This is a genomic window from Mesorhizobium sp. Cs1299R1N3 (assembly GCF_037179625.1).
In the GTDB taxonomy this organism is placed as follows: Bacteria; Pseudomonadota; Alphaproteobacteria; order Rhizobiales; family Rhizobiaceae; genus Mesorhizobium; species Mesorhizobium salmacidum.
In genome coordinates this window covers 19,359-36,483 of record NZ_JAPYKQ010000002.1, presented here as the reverse complement: position 1 = coordinate 36,483, position 17,125 = coordinate 19,359, and the positions used below count along the sequence as shown (strand labels likewise).

Below are 17,125 nucleotides of genomic sequence, written 5' to 3'. Positions count from 1 at the left end.
TCGTCGGCGCGTGAAGGCGCGAAAAGCTCGTCATTGCTGGGCTTTTAGCGGAGAAGAGCGCAGGAATAAAGCGTCTCCTTCGATTCACTTACATCTTGAAGTCGAAGCGATAGGTGGTCGACACGCCGACCATGAACTGGTTGCGGTCGCCGCGCTCCTTGACCAGGCTCGAATCGGCGGCCGGACCCTCGAGGCGCGAATATTCGCCAAACAGGCTGGCGGTCATCGGATCGGTCACCTTCCAGGTCACGGCGCCGCCGAGGCCGACGGATTTCAGGCCGCCGCCGGGATTGTACTGGCTCAGCCCCGAGGCCACGGCTTCCTGTGCGTTGACGCCATAATAGGCATCGAAATAGTTCGCCGAGGCAAAAGACACGCGCGGCCCGCCCGAAATCCTGACGGTTGGCGTCACGTCGTAGAAAGCATCGGCGGCGATGTCGGCGACAAAGCCATTATGGGCACGAATGCCATGCCGCAATTCGGCACGCGCGCGCATCCAGTCCGTCGGATAGAATTCGAAGAAGCCGCCGACCTCGCCGCCCCAGCGGACCGGGTCCAAGCCCCTAAGTTCGTCGGCATCGCCATCGTCGCGCGAGAACAGGAACTTGCCGGTCAGGCCTGCACGGACGCTGCCATCGTCGACAAGCGCCAGCGAAATGTTGTCGTTGCGCGAGGTGAAGCGAGCAGCAGGGCCGGCCTTGCCCAGCGAAATGATGGGCTGGGCGCTCAGCATGTACTTCTTGCCGCCCTCGAAATTGGGCGCCACCAGGCCAGTCGCGCCGACCGTCAGATACCAGTCGCCGGACAGCCAGCCGAAAGCGCCATCACCGGCTTCGGCCGCGCCTGACGTCGCTAGCACGACGGTGGCCAAGGCTATAGAAATCTTCCCGACCTGACTCATGGTCACTCCACTAACACGTCAAAGCTGTCCTGCCGCGACAGCTTTGACGAGGCTTTGGTAAAATTTGATTTAAGGGCGAGACACCCAGCGCGTGTTGCTTGCACCATCGCGCCGGCCATCGGCTGGACGCGGGTCGGCGCCGAGGGTAACCTCCCTTGCATTCTGGCGGTCTTCAATGGAGGTGGCGACATGACCTTGGACGGCGATACATTGAAGAACGCGATCGGCCAGACGCGCGACAAATGGGGGTGGTTTGTCGGGCTGGGCGTGGTGCTGCTGGTCCTCGGCGGCATTGCCTTCGGCAATCTGTTCATCGCCACGGTGGCTTCCGTCTATGTCGTGGGATGGTTGATGCTGGTGGCCGGCATCATCGAGATCATGCACGCTTTCGGGGTCAAGACCTGGGGCCGCTTCTTCTACTGGCTGCTCAGCGGACTGCTCTATGCGGTCGCCGGATTCTTCGCTTTCGACAATCCGCTGCTGGCCTCGGCGGTGCTGACCTTCCTGCTGGCCATCGCGCTCGTCGCTTCGGGCGCCCTGCGGGCCTGGGTCGGCTATAGCCACCGTCCGGAGCGGGGCTGGGGCTGGATTGTCGCGGCTGGCGTCATCAGCGTGCTTGCCGGCCTGATCATCGCCATGGGGTGGCCGGTCAACAGCCTGTGGGTGCTCGGACTGTTCCTGGCGATCGACCTGATCTTCCAGGGCTGGACCTTCATCGCCGTCGGTCTTGCGCTAAAGAAATAGGAAACTCGTTCCCCTTTTCGGGATCACGCTTCAGAACGCCACAGCAGCGTCCAGACCGGACAGCGGCTTAACGCCGCCAAGCAACGCGCGTGCCTCGGCTTCATCGCGCTTCATCTGCACCACCAGTGCATCGAGCCCGTCGAACTTGATCTCGCTGCGCAGGAAGCCGAAGAACGACACTCCGCAGGTCTCGCCATAGAGATCGCCGGAAAAATCGAAGACAAAGGTTTCCAGGAGCGGCGCGCCATTGTCGTCGACGGTCGGGCGGCGGCCAAAACTGGCGACGCCGTCGTGCAGCGTGCCGTCCTCGCGCCGGAAGCGAACGGCGTAGATACCTTCCTTGAGCGTGGCTTCCGCCGGAAGCCTCATGTTGGCTGTGGGAAAGCCGAGCGTTCGCCCGAGCTGTTGGCCGCCGACGACCTCGCTTTCCACCGTGAAGCGATAGCCAAGCAGACCGGCTGCCCCGGCCACCCCGCCCTCGCAAAGCAAGGCACGGATGCGGCTCGACGAGACCACCTCGGCGCCTTCGTCGCGAAAGGCGTCGACGAGGGTGACACCGAAGCCATGGCGCTCGCCGGCAGCCATCAGATAGGCCGGCCCGCCCTGGCGGTCCTTGCCGAAATGGAAATCGAAACCGGTCACGGCGTGGCTGATGCCCAGCGTCCTCTCCAGCACGTCGGTGACGAAGGCTTCCGCCGACAGCGAGGCGAAGTCGCGCGTGAAAGGCTGCTCGACGAGCGCGGCAAAGCCCAGAAGCGACAGGAGCCGCGCCTTCATCGGCGGCGGCGTCAGCACGAAAAGCGGCAAATCAGGCCTGAAAACCGTTCGGGGATGCGGTTCGAAGGTCAGCACCAGGGCCGGCACGCCGCGCCGCGTGGCCTCCGCCAATGCCCGTTCGAGTACGGCCTGGTGGCCACGGTGGACGCCATCGAAATTGCCGATCGCCACGACGCCGCCTCGCAGATCGGCGGGCAGCGGCGTATTTGTCGTAAGATGCCGGAACGCGACCATTGTCACCTACTGCAGTCTTGCGATGACGGCCACCGGCCGATAGCCGTGCCGCTCCAGGAAGAGCCCGAGCCTTGCCGGATCCGGCCGGGAGGGATCGCCATAGTCGCGGGCATGAATGCCACCGGAGACATAGAGGACGTCGAAACCATTGTCGGCCGCGCCCTTGACGTCGGTAAACATGCCGTCGCCGATAGCCAGTATTTGCGGACGCCCGACTGGCCGGCCGAGGATCTCGGCCACCTCCTTCATCGCGACCTCGTAAATTGGCGCGTAGGGTTTGCCGGCGATCAGCGTGCGACCGCCGAGCTGCGCGTAGTCACGCGCGAGCGCACCGGCGCACCAGATGATCCGTTCGCCGCGTTCAACCATGATATCGGGATTGGCGCAGATGAACGGCAGGTTCCTGGCACGCAACCGGCGCAGCAGTTCCGTATAGTCCTCGGGTTTTTCGATCTCGTCTTCGAACAACCCGGTGCACACGACGCCGGCGGCCTCGAATTCCTCGACGAGTTCGACATCGAGACCATCATAAAGGGTCAAATCGCGGTCGGCGCCGATGTGGAAGACTTTGCGTGGGCCCTCCGCGATCAGATCGCGGGTTACGTCGCCCGAGGTCACCACACGGTCATAGGCCGACGGCGGAACGCCGATCACGCTCATCTGCGCCACGACGTCGGCGCTGCGGCGCGGCGAATTGGTGATCAAAACGACAGGAGTGCCGGCCGCCCTTGCCGCCGCCAGCGCGGCGGCGGCCGCCGGAAAATGCCATTCGCCATTGTGCACCACGCCCCAGACGTCGCAGAGAATTGCCGAGTAGGCTTTCGAGACGTCTTCGAGCGAGCCGACGATTTCAGGCGAATCCGCCATGCCGTTTCCTTCAGTATGATCGTTGCGGGTGCGGCGGCCGACGGTTCGCCGCAGCCGGTTCGAATTATCCGAACCGGCCCATGCTGTCACCAGCTTTCGCCCGCATCGGCACGAATTGCCGCGCAACCGGCGGCTTTGATTGGTTAGCGGTTGGTGAAGCGCCGACCAAGCAATAGAGCGGTTTCCCAAACCCGTCCTTCAGCGTTTTGTGGAAAGCTGGCGCCGACCGAGAATCCGTCGGCGGGGGCCGCTCCAAGCATGTTTGAAATCTGGCGTCAGTTCCGCCGCGACAGGCGCGGCAACTATGCTCTCATGACGGTTGTGGCGATGGTACCGCTGATGGGCGGCCTGGCAATCGCGGTCGACTACACGGAAATGAACCGTGAAAAGCAGATGCTGATGAACGCGCTCGACGCCGCCAACTTTGCCACCGCCCGCCGGCTGACGGAAGGCGCGACCGACGACCAGTTGAGAGCCTATGCGCTCGACTTCTTCAATGCCAATTTGAACGATATCGATCCCGCGAGCACGACGCTCAACGTCATCTTGCCGAGCAACAGCAGCAGCGGCGGCGGCGGCCTGCTGACGATGACCGCCCAGCTCAACTACAAACCCTATTTCTACCCCGCCTTCGCCCAACTCGTCGGCAAATCGGCGACCGATGCGAACCAGAGGCTCAGCTTCAACGTCACCTCGCAGGTACGGTTGAAGAACACGCTGGAAGTTGCCCTGGTGCTCGACAACTCCGGATCGATGACCACGCTCGGCACCGGCTCGGGGCAAAAGCGCATCGATCTTCTCAAGGCTGCTTCCAAGCAGCTGGTCGACACACTGGCCCAGCAGGCGGTCATGATCAAGCAGGTCGACAAGCCGGTGCAATTCGGCCTCGTGCCTTTTGCCGCCTCGGTCAATGTCGGCCCCGGGAATGGCAATGCGTCGTGGATGGACACCGAGGGGCTTTCGCCGGTGTCGAATGAGAATTTCGACTGGTCGACGCTGAACGCCGCCAACAAATACGCCCAGCGGACCAACGGCATCTGGTACAAGCGCGGCACGGGCTGGGGAACCGAGGACGGCCAGATGCTGACCCGGTTCTCGCTCTACCGCGACATGAAGGTCGTCACCAACCACGAGCGTGTCGTCAACAGCAAACGGGTCGTGTGCGACCAATACAATTCGAACAACACCTGCAAAAGCAGCCACGACGAATATGACTATATCGATTCCTACGGTCCGTTCGCCAGTTGGCAGGGCTGCGTCGAGGCCCGGCCCTACCCTTACAATATAAACGACGCCACGCCGTCAGGTGGCTCGGCCAACACCGGCATCGGTGTCGGCGATCCGGCAACGATGTTCGTGCCCATGTTCGCCCCCGACGAACCGGGCAATCACTGGAAGCTCACTCAAGACCCCGACGAGGCCGCGCCGGTAACTTATGGTGCCGTCAACAGCTGGTGGAACGACGACCCGTCGAGCAGCAGCGGCCAATCCCGGCTGCGCAACATGGCCAAGTATTTCCAGCCGCGGCCGATCGATGCGCCGGCGCTGCCCGCCGGCAACGGGCCGAATTACAGCTGCACCACCAACCCGATCACGCCGCTGACCGATGTCAGCGTCGCCGAAGGGGTCACCTCGATCAAGGCGGCGATCGACCTGATGCAGCCGAATGGCGGCACCAATGTTCCCGAAGGCATGGCCTGGGGCTGGCGCGTGGTCTCGAGCGGAGAACCGTTCACGCAAGGGCGCCCGGAAACCGAAAGAGGCAACGACAAGGTGGTGATCGTGCTTACCGACGGCGCCAACACCTATTATACGCCTTCGTCGCTGGGCTACTCGGATCCCGCCAATTCGAAATCGACCTATGCGTCCTACGGCTATCTCAACCCCGGATACAACGGCACCTCGGTCGGCCGCCTGTTCATGGGCACATCGAGCGCCATCGGTCAGCTCGACTATTCGAACGGCAACTACACCAACGCGCTCAACGAGCAGATGGCCACGCTCTGCAACAACGCCAAGGCAGCCAACATCATGGTGATGACGGTGGCGCTCGACCTGTCGACGACCAAGGCCAGCGACAAGCTGGCCATCGATGCGCTGAAATCCTGCTCGTCGGAGTCACGCTTCCGCAAGGATGCGACGGATCCGAGCAAACCGGCGAAGCTGTTCTGGAATGCGACCGGCGCCAGCCTGGCAAACGATTTCAAGGAAATAGGCAACGAGCTGTCGAACCTGCGCGTCGTCGGCTAACCTAGAACCGCTCCTCTGGCGCAACGCCTGGCGCCGTCAAGCTCTTGCAGCCACCTGTCGGGATAGGCACAGATTGGCCGCTCGCGAGATCGCGAATCCATCGCGGCATGCTGGGGAACGAACAATGCCCGATACCGCCAACCACCTCGCCTTCGCGCTGGTCTGCCTCGGCATGGTGCTGACGCCAGGCCCGAACATGATCTACCTGATCTCCCGCTCGCTGTCGCAAGGGCCGAAGGCCGGACTGATCTCGCTTGGCGGGGTTGCGGTCGGCTTCCTGTTCTACGTGCTGTCGGCCGCGTTCGGCATCACGGCGCTGCTGCTCGCCGTGCCATTCGCCTATGACGTGTTGCGCTTTGCCGGCGTGCTCTATCTCCTGTGGTTGGCCTGGCAGGCGGTGAAACCGGGCGGACGCTCGCCGTTCCAGGTGCGCGACCTGCCGAAGGACCGGCCGCGCAAGCTGTTCGCCATGGGATTGATGACCAATCTGCTCAATCCCAAGGTGGCCGTTCTCTATCTGTCGCTGCTGCCGCAATTCATCAGCCCCGGCAAGGGCCATGTCCTGTCACAGCTTCTGGTGCTGGGCGTGACGCAGATATCGATCAGCCTCAGCGTCAATGCCATCATCGCGCTGACGGCCGGTTCGATCGCCACCTTCCTCGCCGGACGCCCGCTGTGGCTGGTGATCCAGCGCTGGATGATGGGAACCGTGCTGACGGCACTCGCGCTGAAGATGGCGACCGACGCGCAGCGCTGAGGCCGCCAGGGGTCAATCGCCGAAGGCCTGCTTCAGGAAGGTGTGCACGTCGCTTTCCGATCGATCGGCCGCAGCCGCATTGTACTCCACCCGGTGACCGTACGCCTCGACACCGTTCTTGAATTCCTCGGCATCGAACGCGTGCCGGGCACCCTCGTAGACGTTGAGCTGCACCGGGCTTCCCTTGCCGCTGCGTTGCGCCATCATCTCTCGGCATTTCTGCACGGGGCTGAAATCGTCAAGCTCGCCGATCAGGATCAATGTCGGCACAGCCATGTCGCCGCTCGCTACCGAACAGTTCGGATAGTAGGCGATCGCCACGCTGAATTTGTGCTCCATCAGCCGCTCCGCGCCGCCAAGCTGAACCGCTTCGAGCGTTGCGATGCCGCCGGCGGAGAACCCCATCAATGCGATGCGCCGCGGGTCGACAGAACTGTCTTTCGACAGGAACGTCAAGGCGCCGTAGGCGTCATAGACGCGATCGGAGAGGAGGCTGTGACAAGTATCCTTTATGCCGCGCGTGCTGAAGCTGTCGACAACGAGAACAGCGTAACCCCAGGAAGACAGCCGCTCGGGCCAGACTTCCCGGTCATTCGAGAGCACACCAGCGCATCCGTGCAGAGCGACTATAGCCGGGAACGGCCCCTCACCCGGAGGGCGTGTCAGGTATCCTCGCAGCGGAATACCAGGAACAGACTTCGCGGTCTCGCCTCCTTCTTGCGCATTGCGCTCCTGAAACGGCGTCGGCTTCACGGCCGCGCTTTCAAATTGCACCACCTCGTCGGCCCAGGCGGGCGCCGCATCGAGGCAGCCGGCAAGGCAAAGGCAGGCCAGGCCAACTCCTTTGAGCAAATCCACCACTTTGCCCATCGTCAGCCAGGCTTCGGTTTGTCCTTTGATCGCGTCGGCCGGGCCGGACACTTGCTCACATCGGACGGCGCGGGGGCCGGATATGGGCCGGCTCGACCACCTTTCGGTAGAGGTGCCAGGTCGCGTGACCGAGGATCGGCATGACGACGGCCAGTCCGGCAAACAGCGGGATAGAGCCGATCACCAGCAGCACCGCGACGATCAGGCCCCAGAGCGCCATCTGCAGCGGATTTGTCATGACCGCGCGCGCCGAGGTCTCTATTGCCGAAACGGCGCCGACATCGCGATCAAGCAAAAGCGGGAAGGCAACGACCGTGGTCGCCAGCACAACCACCGCGAAGACCAAGCCGGCCGCGTTGCCGAGAAGGATCAGCGTCCAGCCCTTGCTGGTCGTCAGCACATCGCGCAGGAAGGCCCCGACCGAAGCCGGCGGCTCGGCGCCAAAAAGGCTGGTGTAGATCGACTGCGCCGTGAACAGCCACAACAGGAACAGCGCGACCAGCATGATGCCGATGACCGCTATCGAGGGTAGCGCCGATGAGCGGCGGACATCGAGTGCGTGCCGCCAGTTGGTGTTCATGCCGAGCTCGCGCCGGCGGCTGATCTCATAGAGTCCGAGTGCGGCGAACGGGCCGACCAGGGCAAAGCCCGACATCAAGGGGTAGACGAGCTGGATGGCGTTGGAGCCGGACGTCCACTGCGTCAGGACCAGGCCGACGATCGGATAGATCAGGCACAGGAACACGTAATGCGAGGGCTTGGCCCAGAAGTCCTCGGCGCCAAGCCTGAGCGCGTCCCAGAGGTCTGTCGTGGAAATGCGGCGGACCGCGGGTTGCATATGCATTCCGCGCGCGTCCGCCATGACATGAAAGCCGGCCATAACCTACCTCCGTTTTTCTCGGGGGGCGGTCACCTCCTAGGGTGGCCGCCCGTAGCTGCCACTTCAACAACGCTGGCATCATATCCGATCTTCCCGGAATTGTCGCCGCGTCCCTCGTTTGGAGAACCGCTGACTTCATTTTAGAAATCTATGCATTTTAGCTATTGCTTAAATTACTCGTAGAGACCCCCAGCGTATCACCTGAGCTTTACAAACCTTGGCGAGGGGCGATGTTCACATTGAAGGGCTTCTGGTCTTCGGAGCGCGGAAATTTTGCCATGGCGATTGCCATAGCGATGCTGCCGATAATGGCTGTCGTCGCCGGCACCCTCGATCTGACGGGCACGAGCGACGACGCGGCGCAATTGCAGAACTCGCTGGACGCGGCTGGGCTTGCCGTCGGCACAAAGTACCTGCCCAGCATGAGCGCGAGCGATGTCCAAGGGCTTGGGCTGACATTCTTTGCGGCCAATATGAACGTCGCCGACCAGCAGGAATATTCAGACAGCATCACCGCCTTTTCGGCCACCGCCAGCGGCGACCCGAGCGCCTATTACATCTCGCTTTCGTCAGGCATAAACCGTCCGAGCTTCATCAATGGCGCTGCCCCCTGGCCGGCTCACCGGTCGGCGACGGTCAAGATGCACCCGGGCGCGCAGGCCTGCGTGCTGGCGCTCGATCCGCATGCGTCGTCCGCGGTAAGCCTGCAAGGCTCGACCGATGTCGCCATGAGCAACTGCGTGATCGCGGCAAACTCGGACGCGTCCGACGCCGTCAGCAGAGGCGGTTCCGCGCAGGTTTCGGCGGGCTGCGTCTCGACCGTCGGCGGCACTTCCGGCCTTTTACCGCCCACTGCCAATCTCACCTGCGGCGCGCCGCTCGAACATCAATATGCGTCCTTCGATCCCCTGGCCGATATCGTGCCTCCCCCCTATACATTCTGCATGCCGGTCCCGAACGGCAAAACCTACACGCTGTCGCCCGGCACCTATTGCGACAAGACATTGTCGGGAAACATCACGCTCAGCCCGGGCGTCTACATCTTGCGCGGCGTCACCCTGAAGCCGGGCGGGAACGGCAGCCTGAGCGGCCAGGGCGTGACCATATTCCTCGTGGAGGGAGCACAAATCATCATAAATGCCAATGAAACGGTGAACCTTTCCCCGCCAACCAGCGGGCCTTACGCCGGCATCACCATCTTCCAGAGCCGAGGGAACATTTCAGCATTGACCCTGAATGGCGGTGCAAATTCCGTGATCAGCGGATTCGTCTATGCGCCTGACGCGGCTGTTTCGTTCGCCGGCAACTCGGATATGAGCGGCCAGGGCGATTGCCTGAGGCTTGTTGGCTTGACCGTGCAGATGACAGGCAACTCATCCATCAAGACCGACTGCACGGCCGTATTCGGAAATCGCGAGATGTACGCCAGCCGCCGCATCACGCTTGTGAGGTAGCCGCTAACTGCCGCTTCAATTCGAAATTTCACCGCCCTGCCCGGCAAAAGCCATGATCGCGACTATCTCAGGCAGGCATGACCACTTCAAGACTCAAAAGCGAGCGGATCGCGAACCCGAATAGGCGCACCTGGCTCAAGACAGCCGGCCTCGCGGCATTGCTCGGGCTTGCCGCCTGCAGCACCGTCTCGCTGCCGACCGGGCAAGGCGCCGGGACTTCCTCGTCGGCAACCGGCACGCTGGCCAGCCTGCGCGCCACGGCTGGGCTCGGACCGCTGGTCGCCGATACACAGCTGGAGCAAGCGGCACTCCAGCAGGCCGGCTACATGGCGCAGCGTGAAAACATGAGCCACACGACCGGCTGGGGCAAGGATTTCGCCTCGCGCATGAAGGACAATGGCGTACACGGTGCGGCGGCCGAGAACATCGCGGCCGGCCGCTTCGACCAGCAGAAGCTGTTCGATATCTGGATGCATTCGCAGGGACACCGGCGCAACATGCTCGATCCGGACTTCAGCCGCTTCGGGCTTGCCTATGTCCGTGACGGCCGCGACCCCAACCTGCGCTACTGGTCGCTGGTGCTCGGGAAATAACGGCTCCAGCCTATTTCGTCGTCGCCTTGAATTTCGCCATCAGGTAGGGACCGGAGCGCACCGGGCCGTATTTCGGCGGCTCGCCGTCTGCAAGGCAGGCATCCAGCACCTTGATCTCGGCATCCCAGTTCGGCTGGTGGAAGAAGGCCATGGACTGGCGCCTGTCCCGGCCGCCCGCTGCTGGATTGACGACACGATGCACGGTGGACACCCAGCGGTCATTGGTCCAGCGCGCCATCAGGTCGCCGATGTTGATAACGAAGGCTCCCGCGATCGGCGGCACCTCCGTCCATTCTCCGTCCGGCGTGACGATCTGAAGGCCGCGCGACCCGGCCTGCGGCAGCAGAATGGTCAGGCTGCCATAGTCCGTGTGGGCGCCGGCTCGGATCTGGCCGGGCTTCGGCGCGACATGCTGTTCGGGATAATTGAGCGCCCTCAGCGCGCTGATCGGCGCATCGAGACAAGTGTCGAAATAAGTCTCGGGCAAGCCGAGCGCGGTGGCGAAGACGCGCATGATGCGCAGCGCCAAATCCTCCAGTGCGGCGTAGTAGGCTTTCCAGGCATCGATGAAACCGTCCGGTGCTTCAGGCCAGATCGTCTCGGCATAGCAGAAGGCGAGTGCCTCGGGATCAGACATGTTCGGTGGCACACTGAGCGGTCCGCCGTTGAAGCTCTCCTTGAGGTCCGGCGGCGTGTCGACGTTACGGGACTTGGCCAGCGCTTCGAGTTCGGGGCCGAGATAGCCGTAGGGATAGCCCTTATAGGGCGCCTTGGAGCGCTGCTTCTGTTCCGGCGGCAGGTCGAAGAAGGCGCGGGCCTTCGACCAGGCTGCGTCGATCACCGCCTGCGAAATGCCGTGGTTCTTGACCGCCAGGAAGCCCGTATCGCGGCAGATGCGATCGACCTCGACGCCGCGCGCGGCCTTCTCCTCAGGGCTCGCTTTCTCGAATTGCCCGAGATCGAATACCGGAAATGTCGGGTTCTGCATCGTCTTTGCACTCGTCCGTCAACTTGCGAAACGATGCCGGTTTGCCCGGCAACCGGCTAGGACCAACCGATGCGGCAGTGTAGTCCATATCGACGGCAGGCGATGTGCCTGCCGTCGGCCTAGTCCATATGGGCAGCAGGCGCGCCGCCGCCGGCCGGCGCCGTCTTCGGCTTGCGCAGCAGGAAGACGAACGGGATGGCGACCAGCGTCATCACCATCAGGATTTTGAAGTCGTTGACGTAGGAGATCATCATCGCCTGGAGATTGACCATGCGGTCGACCTGCGACAGCGCCGTCGGATCGCCGCCGGCGGCGGCCGGCGAGACCGCCCAGAGATTGGGATTGAACGGGTTGATGAAGGCTGAGAGCTCGGCATGATTGACCTGCGTGTTGCGCACCAGCAGAACCGTCACGACCGACACACCGATCGACGAGCCAAGGTTGCGCACCAAGCTGAACAACGAGGTTGCATCGGTGCGGTAACGGGCGTCGAGCGTGGCGAAGGCAACCGTCGACAGTGGCACGAACACCATTCCCATGCCCAGGCCCTGGATCACGCCGGAGCTGATGATCAGCCAGTTATCCATCTGCGGCGAGAAGCTGGCCATGGTGTAGAGCGAATGCGCGGTCAGGAGGAAGCCGATGACGACGAGAATCCTGGCATCGATCTTGCCCATGATGCGCCCGACCACGAGCATGGAAATCATGGTGCCGACGCCGCGCGGCCCGATGACGATGCCGATGGTGACGGTCGGATAGCCGAAGATGGTCGACAGCATCGGCGGCAGCAGCGACATCGAGGCCAGGATCAGCACGCCCATGACGAAGATGAACGCCAGCCCCGTGACGAAATTGCGATCGAGGAAAATCTTCGGATCGATGAAGGGATGTTCCGACGTCACGGTGTGAATGATGAACACCCAGAAGCCGGTGATCGAAAGGCCAAGCTCGATCCAAATCTCGACCGAGGAAAACCAGTCGACCTCGCCACCGCGATCGAGCATCAGCTGCAGGGCGCCAACGCCGAGCGATATCATGGCAAAGCCGAAGAAATCGAAGCTGCGCACCCGCCGGGCAACGGCCGGCAGATAGGCGGCCATGCCAAGGAAGGCGAGGATGCCGACCGGCAGGTTGATGAAGAACACCCAGCGCCAGTTGAAATTCTCGGTCAGCCAGCCGCCAAGCGTGGGGCCGAGGATCGGTCCCAGCATGATGCCGGCGCCCCATATGGCCATCGCCTGGCCATGGCGTTCCTTGGGATTGATGTCGAGCAGGAAGGTCTGCGACAGCGGCACGATCGCGGCGCCAAACACACCTTGCATCAGCCGGAAAAGCACGATCGTTTCCAGGCTCCACGCCAGGCCGCACAACATCGAGAAGATGGTGAAGCCGACCACCGCCGTCAGGAACAGTTCCTTGCGGCCGAAACGGTCGGCGAGCCAGCCGGTGACAGGCGTCATGATGGCGGCGGCGACGATGTAGGAGGTCAGCACCCAGTTGATGTTGTCGGGCGAGGCGCCGAGGTCGCCGGTCATGGTCGGCAGCGCTACGTTGGCGATCGTGGTGTCGAGCGCCTGCATGATCGTCGCCAGCATGAGCGCGACGGTGATCAAGCCACGATGCGGCACTTCTTTGAATGGTTCGGACGTGCTCATGGCGTAGAACTTCCAGAAGGTAACTGAAACATGTACAACGGGTTTCCGGGCGGCAAAGCCTGCCGTTGAGAAGCCTTCATCGCGGTGGGACGCGATTATCGATGTGGGGGTTACATCGACTGAAAGTCTCTGATGAGCGGATGCATGCCGCCCGGAAACCTGAGGACCGACGGGTCCGTGTCGGAGATTTCAGCTTCGGCCTGACCGCGACCCGGCTCTGCCCAAACGCTGATCCTTCCCACCCCCTCCCATCTGTCCAATCCTGCAACTCGCTTCCACCCGCCTGGCCCCGCGGGCTTCCGCTGACTTACTGCGCGGGCTCGCCGGCCGTGGCGTGACCGAAGATCGACGGCCAGCCACGTGCCACGCCGGTGTCGACGGTGACGGAGGCGCTCATGCCGGTACGCAGCGCCATCTTGGCATCGGGATCGGTCAGTTCCAGCCGTACCGGAATACGCTGGGTGACCTTGACCCAGTTGCCCGTGGCGTTCTGGGCCGGCAGCAGCGAGAAGTCCGCGCCGGTGCCGGCACCGATAGCCTTGACGGTCGCCTCGAAGGTCCTGCCCGGATAGGTATCGACCACGATCTCCGCCTTCTGACCCGGCTTCATGTTGGTCAGTTGGGTTTCCTTGAAATTGGCGTCGATCCAGCTGTCGCCGGTCTCGACCAGCGCAAACAACGGTGTGCCGGAGCCGACATACTGGCCAACCTTGAAGGACGCGGCTTGATAGACAAGACCATCGGCAGGCGCCTTCACCGTGGTCTGCGCCAGGTCATAGGCAGCCTTGTCGCGCGCGGCGAGTGCCGACATCACGGTCGGATGCTTGTCTGTCTCGATATCGGGATTACCGCCAAGCGCCGCCTTGGCGCTGACGATGCCCTGTTCGGCAACGGCGAGCTGCTGCTTGGCCTTGTCGAGATCATTCCTGGCTTCGTCCAGCGAAGACTTGGCATTGATCCCTTTCTGAGCAAGATCGGCGGCGCGGTCATATTGCGACTGCGCATAGGCAACTTCGCTGCTGGCGGATTTCTCCTGCGCCATCGCCTGGCCGTAGGCGGCGCGCAACTGCTCGACATTGAGGCGCGCGGCAGCCACAGCGGCATCGGCCTGGGCAAGCGCGATGCGGTAGGGCTCGGGATCGATGGCGAACAGGAGATCGCCCTGCTTCACCGTCTGATTGTCCGATATGGCGACCTGGACGATACGACCAGCCGTGTCGGAGGCGATCGACACCTTGGCCTGCTGCAGATTGGCGTTGTCCGTTTCCTGGTAGCGCCCGCCCGTCACCCAGACATAGCCGCCGCCGACGATCAATGCCGCCGGCAAGGCGAACATCAAGAAGAAGCGACCAATGCGGCGCTTCTTCTTCGGCGCCGGCGCCGGCTGCACGAGAGGAGCGACCGCGACAGGGGCGGCAGCCGGCTGGGCCGGCGCTTCCATCTCCACCTTGGGAGCGTTTTCTTCTACTTTAGCTACCGCGTTCATGCTGTCGCACCTTCCGCACTCTTGATCTTTTCAAGCGACGAAGCTTCGCTGTCCGTCAGATTTTGTACGATTACATCCAGCGCCCGGATCAGGACGCGCCGGTCTTCCGGCGAAACGCCGCTGAGCGATTCCTCATAGACTTCGCCAGCAAGGCTCTTGACGTCCGCATAGGCCGCGTTCGCCTTCTCGGTTGGGAAGATCATGCGCACGCGCCGGTCCGCCGCGTCGGAGCGGCGTTCGATCCAGCCGCCCTCCTCCATCCGGTCGACCAGGCGTGAGACGCTGATCGGCTCGATTTCGAGCAGTTCGGCGAGCCGCGCCTGTGCAACGCCCGCCTCCTTGGCAACGCGGACCAGAAGCCGCCATTGCGCCGAAGACAGGCCGAGCCCGCTGGCGCGCGCCTCAAAGCGCTTGCGCATCAGGCGCTGCACGTCGTGGATCAAAAATCCCAATCTGTCGATGCCATCTGAAACCATGAGCGGTATATATAATAAGCGTGCTTACTATTCAAGATGCCAGATCGCGATGAAAGTGGCAAAATGCGCATGGCAGGCTTGCAACCCGATCCTGGTTAGCGACAGGTGAACGCGTGCCCGTGCGCAACAGCGCCCGGAAGGCAACAAGGCGCCGTCTTCAAAGGCGGTTTCGGACAACCATGGTGACAACGAAGAATGCGCCGAGCGAGCTGGTGATGATGCCGATCGGCAGTTCCTGCGGCGGCAGCAGGGTCCGGGCCAGAAGATCGCTTGCCAGCAGGAGCACCGCCCCGAACAGCGCGCAGCTTGCGATCAGGCGCAGATGCAGGGAACCGGCCAGCGGCCGCGACAGATGCGGGATCATCAATCCGACAAAGCCGATGACACCGGCGACCGAGACGAGGATTGCCGTCGAGAAGGCGGCCACGAGAAATGTCGTCCTGCGCATGCGGGCCACCGGCACGCCGAGGCTTTCGGCAGCGCTTTCGCCGGCCAGGAAAGCGTCCAGCTTGCGGTGGTTCCACAGCCCGTAGGCCGCGATCGTGCCAGCACCCACCGCACCCAGCCACACATTGTCCCAGCGCGCCAGCCCGAGCCCGCCCATGGTCCAGAACAGCACCGAATGGGCCGCGCGTTGGTCGCCGGCAAAAACCAGATAATTGGTCAAGGCCGTGAACATGAAGGAGACGGCAAGGCCGGCGAGAATCAGCCGCTCCGGACCTTGCCCCCTCACCCGCGCCACCAGCAAGAGCACGATGGAAGCGGCGAGTATGCCGCCGGTGAACGCAGCTATAGGCAAGGTCCAGATGCCGAAACTGTCGCCGAGGACGGTGATGACGGAAACCGCGCCGGCGGCGGCTCCCGACGACAGGCCAAACAGGAAGGGGTCGGCAAGGTCGTTGCGGGTCACCGTCTGCAAAAGCGCGCCGACGATGCCCAGCCCGCCGCCGACACAGATCGCCAGGATCGTGCGCGGCAGCCGCAGGTCGACGACGATCCTGCCGACCGGACCCGATATCTGAGGTTCATCCAGCCCGATGGAACGGCCAAGGGCGGCGACGACATCGGCTAGAGGTATCAGCGTCGAGCCGTAGGCGATCGACAGCAGCGCCAGCGCGACGAGCGCCACCGCGCCCGCCGTCATGGCCAGCGTGAAGGCCTTGTGCCCTGAAAGCGCGCCGGATTTGTGCTCCCGGGCGAGAGCCATCAGAACGCTTCCGGATGCATCGCCCTGGCGATCTTGCCGATGGCGTCGATGTTCGCCGGTCCTGGCGTCAGCTCGGCGTAACGAAGCGCCACGAAGCGCTCGTTCCTGACCGCGTCCGTCTCTTTCATCGCCGGGTGCGCCTTCAGGAAATCGAGCAGTTTCCTGTAACCGCCGCCGTCCTGATAATCGAGCAGGATGAGGAACTGCGGATTGCGCGCCGCCACCGTCTCCCAGTCCGTGTTGCCCCAGCTCGTGTCCATGTCGGCCATGATGTTGTCGCCGCCGGCCGCCGATATCATGGCGCTGGGGATGGCGAACTTTCCCGCGGTAAACGGCTTGTCCTCGCCGGAATCGTAAAGGAACACGCGTGTTCCCTTGGCGCTGCCGACCTTGGCGACGATATCGGCGAGTTGCGCCTTCCAGCCGGAGACAAGCTTCTCCGCTTCTGCTTCCTTGCCGAAGATCTTGCCCAGCTTTTCGATGTCGCCATAGAGCAGGTCCATGGAGGCGGCCGGGCGGCTCCTGTCGAGATGGACGCAGCTTTCGGTCAGCACCAGCGTCTTGATGCCGTGCGGAGCGAGCGTGTCGGGGGTCACGTCGCCGCCAGGCTTCATGCCGTAGTACCAGCCGGCGAAGAAGAAGTCGGGCTCGACGGCGAGGAGATTCTCCAGCGTCGGATATTTCGGTGCCAGTTCGGGAATGGAACCCTGCTCTGCCTTGAATTCGGGGCCGACTTTATACCATCCGGTGATACCGGTCAGGCCGACAATCGACGGCTGCAGATTCAGCGCGAAGACCATCTCGGCCATGTTGAGATCATGGATGACGGCGCGCTTTGGCGGCGCGTCGAAGGTCAGCGGCTTGCCGCAGCTGTCGACGGTCACGGGGAAGGCAAAGGCCATCGAGGCCAGCAGCGAGAAGACGAGGGACAGGGCGAGGCGTTTCACGGACTTTGCTCCTTGGTTGAACCGTGTCGGATAAGGATG

At 63.0% G+C, this 17,125-nt stretch carries 16 protein-coding genes; 5 read left to right on the top strand and 11 right to left on the bottom strand.

All coding sequences use genetic code 11. The features are described 5' to 3' along the window. Window positions 1-88: 88 nt before the first annotated feature. Window positions 89-901 (bottom strand): MipA/OmpV family protein, encoded by an 813-nt coding sequence (locus tag O7B34_RS05500; RefSeq protein ID WP_140749151.1) that lies wholly within the window; start codon window positions 899-901, stop codon window positions 89-91. A 189-nt stretch (window positions 902-1,090) separates the two neighbouring features. On the opposite strand from O7B34_RS05500, the gene O7B34_RS05495 reads away from it, so the two are divergent. After that, window positions 1,091-1,645: an HdeD family acid-resistance protein gene (locus tag O7B34_RS05495; protein ID WP_337145227.1), complete on the top strand. Its 555-nt coding sequence runs from the start codon at window positions 1,091-1,093 to the stop codon at window positions 1,643-1,645. Between the two features lie 30 nt (window positions 1,646-1,675). On the opposite strand, the gene O7B34_RS05490 is transcribed toward O7B34_RS05495, so the two are convergent. Together O7B34_RS05490 and O7B34_RS05485 are read right to left on the bottom strand one after the other, a co-directional pair. Beyond that, window positions 1,676-2,656 carry a bifunctional riboflavin kinase/FAD synthetase gene (locus O7B34_RS05490; RefSeq protein WP_337145622.1) on the bottom strand — a complete coding sequence of 327 codons (981 nt, stop codon included), beginning with the start codon at window positions 2,654-2,656 and terminating at the stop codon, window positions 1,676-1,678. Window positions 2,657-2,662: 6 nt separating this feature from the next. Continuing rightward, window positions 2,663-3,523 carry a TIGR01459 family HAD-type hydrolase gene (locus O7B34_RS05485; protein WP_337145226.1) on the bottom strand — a complete coding sequence of 287 codons (861 nt, stop codon included), beginning with the start codon at window positions 3,521-3,523 and terminating at the stop codon, window positions 2,663-2,665. Window positions 3,524-3,781: 258 nt separating this feature from the next. Between O7B34_RS05485 and O7B34_RS05480 the strand changes: the two genes are divergently transcribed. Beyond that, complete coding sequence (locus O7B34_RS05480; RefSeq protein ID WP_337145225.1) at window positions 3,782-5,773, top strand: TadE/TadG family type IV pilus assembly protein; 1,992 nt, start codon at window positions 3,782-3,784, stop codon at window positions 5,771-5,773. A 124-nt stretch (window positions 5,774-5,897) separates the two neighbouring features. Beyond that, window positions 5,898-6,530, top strand: coding sequence for a LysE family translocator (locus O7B34_RS05475; RefSeq protein ID WP_337145224.1), 633 nt, complete (start codon window positions 5,898-5,900; stop codon window positions 6,528-6,530). Window positions 6,531-6,542: 12 nt separating this feature from the next. Here the strand turns inward: O7B34_RS05475 and O7B34_RS05470 are convergent, their stop codons facing one another. Together O7B34_RS05470 and O7B34_RS05465 are read right to left on the bottom strand one after the other, a co-directional pair. Further along, complete coding sequence (locus O7B34_RS05470) at window positions 6,543-7,400, bottom strand: dienelactone hydrolase family protein (protein WP_442920952.1); 858 nt, start codon at window positions 7,398-7,400, stop codon at window positions 6,543-6,545. A gap of 55 nt (window positions 7,401-7,455) precedes the next feature. Beyond that, a complete protein-coding gene (locus tag O7B34_RS05465; RefSeq protein WP_337145222.1) occupies window positions 7,456-8,280 on the bottom strand; it encodes a DUF2189 domain-containing protein in 825 nt (274 codons plus the stop codon). 230 nt (window positions 8,281-8,510) lie between these two features. On the opposite strand from O7B34_RS05465, the gene O7B34_RS05460 reads away from it, so the two are divergent. Further along, window positions 8,511-9,734: a TadE/TadG family type IV pilus assembly protein gene (locus tag O7B34_RS05460; RefSeq protein ID WP_337145221.1), complete on the top strand. Its 1,224-nt coding sequence runs from the start codon at window positions 8,511-8,513 to the stop codon at window positions 9,732-9,734. Window positions 9,735-9,811: 77 nt separating this feature from the next. Next, entirely contained in the window at window positions 9,812-10,327 is a 516-nt protein-coding gene (locus O7B34_RS05455; protein ID WP_337145220.1) for a CAP domain-containing protein, read from the top strand. 10 nt (window positions 10,328-10,337) lie between these two features. Here the strand turns inward: O7B34_RS05455 and O7B34_RS05450 are convergent, their stop codons facing one another. The 6 genes from O7B34_RS05450 to O7B34_RS05425 all read right to left on the bottom strand — a co-directional run bounded on the left by O7B34_RS05450 (window position 10,338) and on the right by O7B34_RS05425 (window position 17,086). Continuing rightward, window positions 10,338-11,315 carry an isopenicillin N synthase family dioxygenase gene (locus O7B34_RS05450; RefSeq protein ID WP_337145219.1) on the bottom strand — a complete coding sequence of 326 codons (978 nt, stop codon included), beginning with the start codon at window positions 11,313-11,315 and terminating at the stop codon, window positions 10,338-10,340. 119 nt (window positions 11,316-11,434) lie between these two features. Next, complete coding sequence (locus O7B34_RS05445) at window positions 11,435-12,970, bottom strand: DHA2 family efflux MFS transporter permease subunit (RefSeq protein ID WP_027143226.1); 1,536 nt, start codon at window positions 12,968-12,970, stop codon at window positions 11,435-11,437. A gap of 307 nt (window positions 12,971-13,277) precedes the next feature. Further along, the gene (locus O7B34_RS05440; RefSeq protein ID WP_337145218.1) at window positions 13,278-14,456 is read right to left on the bottom strand and encodes an HlyD family secretion protein; all 1,179 of its coding nucleotides are present in this window, start codon (window positions 14,454-14,456) and stop codon (window positions 13,278-13,280) included. Continuing rightward, window positions 14,453-14,932 carry a MarR family winged helix-turn-helix transcriptional regulator gene (locus tag O7B34_RS05435; protein WP_140507352.1) on the bottom strand — a complete coding sequence of 160 codons (480 nt, stop codon included), beginning with the start codon at window positions 14,930-14,932 and terminating at the stop codon, window positions 14,453-14,455. The genes O7B34_RS05440 and O7B34_RS05435 overlap by 4 nt, the downstream gene beginning before the upstream one ends. 157 nt (window positions 14,933-15,089) lie before the next feature. Beyond that, the gene (locus tag O7B34_RS05430) at window positions 15,090-16,139 is read right to left on the bottom strand and encodes a FecCD family ABC transporter permease (RefSeq protein WP_337145217.1); all 1,050 of its coding nucleotides are present in this window, start codon (window positions 16,137-16,139) and stop codon (window positions 15,090-15,092) included. Continuing rightward, window positions 16,139-17,086 carry an ABC transporter substrate-binding protein gene (locus tag O7B34_RS05425; RefSeq protein ID WP_337145216.1) on the bottom strand — a complete coding sequence of 316 codons (948 nt, stop codon included), beginning with the start codon at window positions 17,084-17,086 and terminating at the stop codon, window positions 16,139-16,141. The genes O7B34_RS05430 and O7B34_RS05425 overlap by 1 nt, the downstream gene beginning before the upstream one ends. Window positions 17,087-17,125 lie beyond the last annotated feature (39 nt).

Coding starts and splice junctions, on each gene's coding strand:
- O7B34_RS05445 (WP_027143226.1), bottom strand. CDS start 12,970: ATGAGCACGTCCGAACCATTCAAAGAAGTGCCGCATCGTGGCTTGATC.
- O7B34_RS05470 (WP_442920952.1), bottom strand. CDS start 7,400: ATGGGCAAAGTGGTGGATTTGCTCAAAGGAGTTGGCCTGGCCTGCCTT.
- O7B34_RS05475 (WP_337145224.1), top strand. CDS start 5,898: ATGCCCGATACCGCCAACCACCTCGCCTTCGCGCTGGTCTGCCTCGGC.
- O7B34_RS05435 (WP_140507352.1), bottom strand. CDS start 14,932: ATGGTTTCAGATGGCATCGACAGATTGGGATTTTTGATCCACGACGTG.
- O7B34_RS05440 (WP_337145218.1), bottom strand. CDS start 14,456: ATGAACGCGGTAGCTAAAGTAGAAGAAAACGCTCCCAAGGTGGAGATG.
- O7B34_RS05500 (WP_140749151.1), bottom strand. CDS start 901: ATGAGTCAGGTCGGGAAGATTTCTATAGCCTTGGCCACCGTCGTGCTA.
- O7B34_RS05495 (WP_337145227.1), top strand. CDS start 1,091: ATGACCTTGGACGGCGATACATTGAAGAACGCGATCGGCCAGACGCGC.
- O7B34_RS05465 (WP_337145222.1), bottom strand. CDS start 8,280: ATGGCCGGCTTTCATGTCATGGCGGACGCGCGCGGAATGCATATGCAA.
- O7B34_RS05480 (WP_337145225.1), top strand. CDS start 3,782: ATGTTTGAAATCTGGCGTCAGTTCCGCCGCGACAGGCGCGGCAACTAT.
- O7B34_RS05490 (WP_337145622.1), bottom strand. CDS start 2,656: ATGGTCGCGTTCCGGCATCTTACGACAAATACGCCGCTGCCCGCCGAT.
- O7B34_RS05430 (WP_337145217.1), bottom strand. CDS start 16,139: ATGGCTCTCGCCCGGGAGCACAAATCCGGCGCGCTTTCAGGGCACAAG.
- O7B34_RS05450 (WP_337145219.1), bottom strand. CDS start 11,315: ATGCAGAACCCGACATTTCCGGTATTCGATCTCGGGCAATTCGAGAAA.
- O7B34_RS05455 (WP_337145220.1), top strand. CDS start 9,812: ATGACCACTTCAAGACTCAAAAGCGAGCGGATCGCGAACCCGAATAGG.
- O7B34_RS05460 (WP_337145221.1), top strand. CDS start 8,511: ATGTTCACATTGAAGGGCTTCTGGTCTTCGGAGCGCGGAAATTTTGCC.
- O7B34_RS05485 (WP_337145226.1), bottom strand. CDS start 3,523: ATGGCGGATTCGCCTGAAATCGTCGGCTCGCTCGAAGACGTCTCGAAA.